General features: G+C 66.1%; 2 protein-coding genes and 3 pseudogenes. 4 read left to right on the top strand and 1 reads right to left on the bottom strand.

Annotated features, from left to right (window positions below):
- A pseudogene (locus tag ABZ281_RS41165) lies at window positions 1-213 on the bottom strand (hypothetical protein); the annotation flags it as partial.
- Window positions 214-363: 150 nt separating this feature from the next.
- On the opposite strand from ABZ281_RS41165, the gene ABZ281_RS41160 reads away from it, so the two are divergent.
- The 4 genes and pseudogenes from ABZ281_RS41160 to ABZ281_RS41145 all read left to right on the top strand — a co-directional run.
- Entirely contained in the window at window positions 364-1,872 is a 1,509-nt protein-coding gene (locus tag ABZ281_RS41160; protein WP_298556671.1) for a cytochrome ubiquinol oxidase subunit I, read from the top strand.
- Between the two features lie 20 nt (window positions 1,873-1,892).
- Window positions 1,893-2,897 (top strand): cytochrome d ubiquinol oxidase subunit II, encoded by a 1,005-nt coding sequence (cydB, locus tag ABZ281_RS41155; protein ID WP_356663062.1) that lies wholly within the window; start codon window positions 1,893-1,895, stop codon window positions 2,895-2,897.
- 3 nt (window positions 2,898-2,900) lie between these two features.
- A pseudogene (locus ABZ281_RS41150) lies at window positions 2,901-3,836 on the top strand (ABC transporter transmembrane domain-containing protein); the annotation flags it as partial.
- Window positions 3,827-3,937: pseudogene (locus tag ABZ281_RS41145) on the top strand (succinate dehydrogenase); the annotation flags it as partial. The pseudogenes ABZ281_RS41150 and ABZ281_RS41145, both read left to right, overlap by 10 nt.

The raw sequence follows: 3,937 nt of genomic DNA, 5'->3' as shown, positions 1-3,937 counted from the left end.
ACACCGACGGGCTGCTGGCCCGCGGCGAGACCTGGGCCGTCGACGCGGGCCGGGAGCGGCTGCGGCGTGCACCTCATCGCCCCAGATGCGGGCGGTGGAGACGAGAGGCAGCGCCTTGACCAGGGCCTGACTGGTCGGAGTGTCGTCGAGCGACGCGTCGAGACGGCCGACGGGCCAGGAGATCCGCATCTGTACCGATGTCGGTGTCCGCATGCCGCCGATTCGACAATATGTTGAATTTCTGAGTCGAGAGGCCGGCTGTGACGGGGGAGACAGGGGACCCCCTCCAGGGCTCGAAAGTTCGTGCTGCATAATGGCTTGTGAATGTGAACGCTTTCACAAGCGTAGGTAAGGAGCGGCGACGTGGACCTGGCTTTGGCGCCGGAGACCCTGGCGCGATGGCAGTTCGGCATCACCACCGTGTACCACTTTCTATTCGTTCCCCTGACGATCTCGCTGGCCGCGCTCACAGCCGGTCTGCAGACGGCCTGGGTGCGGACGGAGAAGGAGAAGTACCTCCAGGCGACGAAGTTCTGGGGCAAGCTCTTCCTGATCAACATCGCGATGGGAGTGGTCACCGGCATCGTGCAGGAGTTCCAGTTCGGCATGAACTGGTCCGACTACTCACGCTTCGTCGGTGACGTCTTCGGTGCGCCGCTGGCCTTCGAGGCTCTGATCGCCTTCTTCTTCGAGTCGACCTTCATCGGCTTGTGGATCTTCGGCTGGGACAAGCTGCCGAAGAAGATCCATCTGGCCTGTATATGGATGGTCTCGATCGGCACGATCCTCTCGGCCTACTTCATCCTCGCGGCCAACTCCTGGATGCAGCACCCGGTGGGTTACAAGATCAACGAGGCGAAGGGCCGGGCCGAGCTCACCGACTTCTGGCTGGTGCTCACCCAGAACACCGCGCTCGCCCAGGTCTTTCACACGCTCACTGCGGCCTTCCTGACCGGCGGCGCCTTCATGGTCGGTATCGCCGCCTTCCACCTGGTCCGCAAGAAGCACGTCCCCGTGATGAAGACCTCGCTACGGCTGGGCCTCGTCACCGTCGTCATCGGCGGCCTCCTCACCGCGATCAGCGGTGACGTACTCGGCAAGATCATGTACCAGCAGCAGCCGATGAAGATGGCCGCGGCCGAGGCGCTGTGGGACGGCGAGAAGCCGGCGCCCTTCTCGGTCTTCGCCGTCGGCGACGTCGACAAGGGCCACAACAAGGTCGCCATCGAGATCCCCGGCCTGCTGTCCTTCCTCGCGAAGGACGACTTCACCTCGTACGTGCCCGGCATCAACGACGTCAACAAGGCCGAGCAGGAGAAGTACGGCCCTGGCGACTACCGGCCCAACATCCCCGTGGCGTACTGGGGCTTCCGGTGGATGATCGGCTTCGGCATGACGTCGTTCGCCATCGGCCTGGCCGGGCTCTGGCTGACCCGCAAGAAGTTCATGCTGCCGCAGCACCTGAGGGTGGGCGACGACGAAGTGCCGCATCTCGTGCTGCTGCCGAAGAAGGCGCTCGGCCCGACCCTCACCAAGTGGTACTGGCGCATCGCAATCCTCACCCTGGGCTTCCCGCTGATCGCCAGCTCCTGGGGCTGGATCTTCACCGAGATGGGCCGCCAGCCGTGGGTCGTCTACGGCCTCTTCCAGACACGTGACGCGGTCTCCCCCGGTGTCTCCACGGCCGAGGTCATCACCTCGATGGTCGTCTTCACCACGCTGTACGCGATCCTCGCCGTCATCGAGGTCAAGCTGCTGGTCAAGTACGTCAAGGCGGGCCCGCCGGAGCTCACCGAGGCCGACCTCAACCCGCCCACGAAGATCGGCGGCGACTCCCGTGACGCCGACAAGCCGATGGCCTTCTCGTACTAGGCCGAGGGAGCTGCACAGTCATGGAACTGCACGACGTCTGGTTCGTCCTGATCGCCGTCCTGTGGACCGGCTACTTCTTCCTGGAGGGCTTCGACTTCGGGGTCGGCGTGCTCACGAAGCTGCTCGCCCGCGACCGGCCCGAGAAGCGGGTGCTGATCAACACCATCGGACCCGTCTGGGACGGCAACGAGGTGTGGCTGCTCTCGGCGGGCGGCGCGACCTTCGCCGCCTTCCCCGAGTGGTACGCGACGCTCTTCTCCGGCTTCTACCTGCCCCTGCTGCTCATCCTGGTCTGTCTGATCGTCCGGGGCGTGGCCTTCGAGTACCGGGTGAAGCGACCCGAGGAGAACTGGCAGCGCAACTGGGAGACGGCGATCTTCTGGACCTCGCTGCTGCCCGCGTTCCTGTGGGGTGTGGCCTTCGGCAACATCGTGCGGGGCGTGAAGATCGACCAGGACTTCAACTACGCCGGCGGCGTCCTTGACCTGCTCAACCCGTACGCGCTACTGGGCGGTCTGGTCACGCTGTCGTTGTTCACCTTCCACGGGACGGTGTTCGTCGGGCTCAAGACCGTCGGGGAGATCCGGGAGCGGGCGCGGAAGCTGGCGCTGCGCGTGGGACTGGTGACCGCCTTGCTGGCGCTCGTCTTCCTGCTGTGGACACAGTCCGACCGGGGTGACGGTGCGTCGCTCGTGGCGATGGTCGCGGCCGTGGCATCGCTCCTCGTGGCCCTGGTAGCGGCACGGGCCGGGCGTGAGGGCTGGGCTTTCGCCTTGTCGGGACTCACCATCGTGGCAACGGTGGCGATGCTCTTCCTGACGCTCTTCCCGAACGTCATGCCGTCGACGCTGAACCCGGACTGGAGCCTGACGGTCACGAACGCCTCGTCCAGCCCGTACACGCTGAAGATCATGACGTGGTGTGCCGGGATCGCCACCCCGGTCGTCCTGCTCTACCAGGGCTGGACGTACTGGGTGTTCCGCAAGCGGATCGGTACGCAGCACATCGCCGAGACCGTGCACTGAGGTGTGTTTCACGTGAAACCAATCGATCCGCGTCTGCTCCGGTACGTGCGTGCCACACGGGTGTTCCTGGTGGCGGTCGTGGCACTGGGGGCCGTAGGGGCGGGGCTGGTCATCGCACAGGCGATGCTCATCGCCGAGGTGGTGGTTGGTGCGTTCCAGCACCGCCTGGCGGTGTCCGACCTCGGCACTCCCCTGCTGCTGTTGGCCGCCGTCGCGGTCGGACGGGCGCTGGTCGGCTGGCTCACCGAGCTCGCCGCGCACCGGGCCAGCGCGGCTGTGAAGTCGGAGCTGCGGGTACGGCTGCTGGAGCGTTCCGCCGAGCTGGGGCCGGACTGGCTGAGCGGGCAGCGGACCGGTTCGCTGATCGCCCTGGCCACCCGGGGCGTCGACGCCCTCGACGACTACTTCTCGCGGTATCTGCCGCAGTTGGGTCTCGCGGTGGTCGTGCCCGTGGCGGTATTGGTGCGGATCGTCACCGAGGACTGGGTCTCCGCGGCCATCATCGTGGGCACCCTGCCACTCATTCCGGTCTTCATGGTGCTGATCGGCTGGGCGACCCAGTCCCGGATGGACCGTCAGTGGCGGCTGTTGTCGCGGCTGTCCGGACACTTCCTGGACGTCGTCGCCGGGCTGCCGACGTTGAAGGTCTTCGGGCGGGCCAAGGCGCAGGCCGAGTCCATCCGAGACATCACCGGTGCATACCGGCAGGCGACCATGCGGACGCTGCGGATCGCCTTCATCTCCTCCTTCGCCCTGGAACTGCTCGCGACGATCTCGGTGGCGCTGGTCGCCGTCACGATCGGCATGCGGCTGGTGCACGGCGAGATGGACCTGTACATCGGCCTCGTCATCCTGGTCCTCGCGCCCGAGGCGTATCTGCCGTTGCGGCAGGTCGGGGCGCAGTACCACGCGGCGGCGGAGGGGCTCGCCGCAGCCGAGGGGACTCCACCGTCGGCAAGAAGACCGTGATGGCGGTCAGTGGTCTGATCATGCTGCTGTACCTGGTCGTCCACATGATCGGAAACCTGAAGAGGTCCGTG

It is taken from the genome of Streptomyces sp. NPDC006265 (assembly GCF_040613555.1).
In the GTDB taxonomy this organism is placed as follows: Bacteria; Actinomycetota; Actinomycetes; order Streptomycetales; family Streptomycetaceae; genus Streptomyces.
This window is presented reverse-complemented; position numbering and strand designations above follow the sequence as displayed.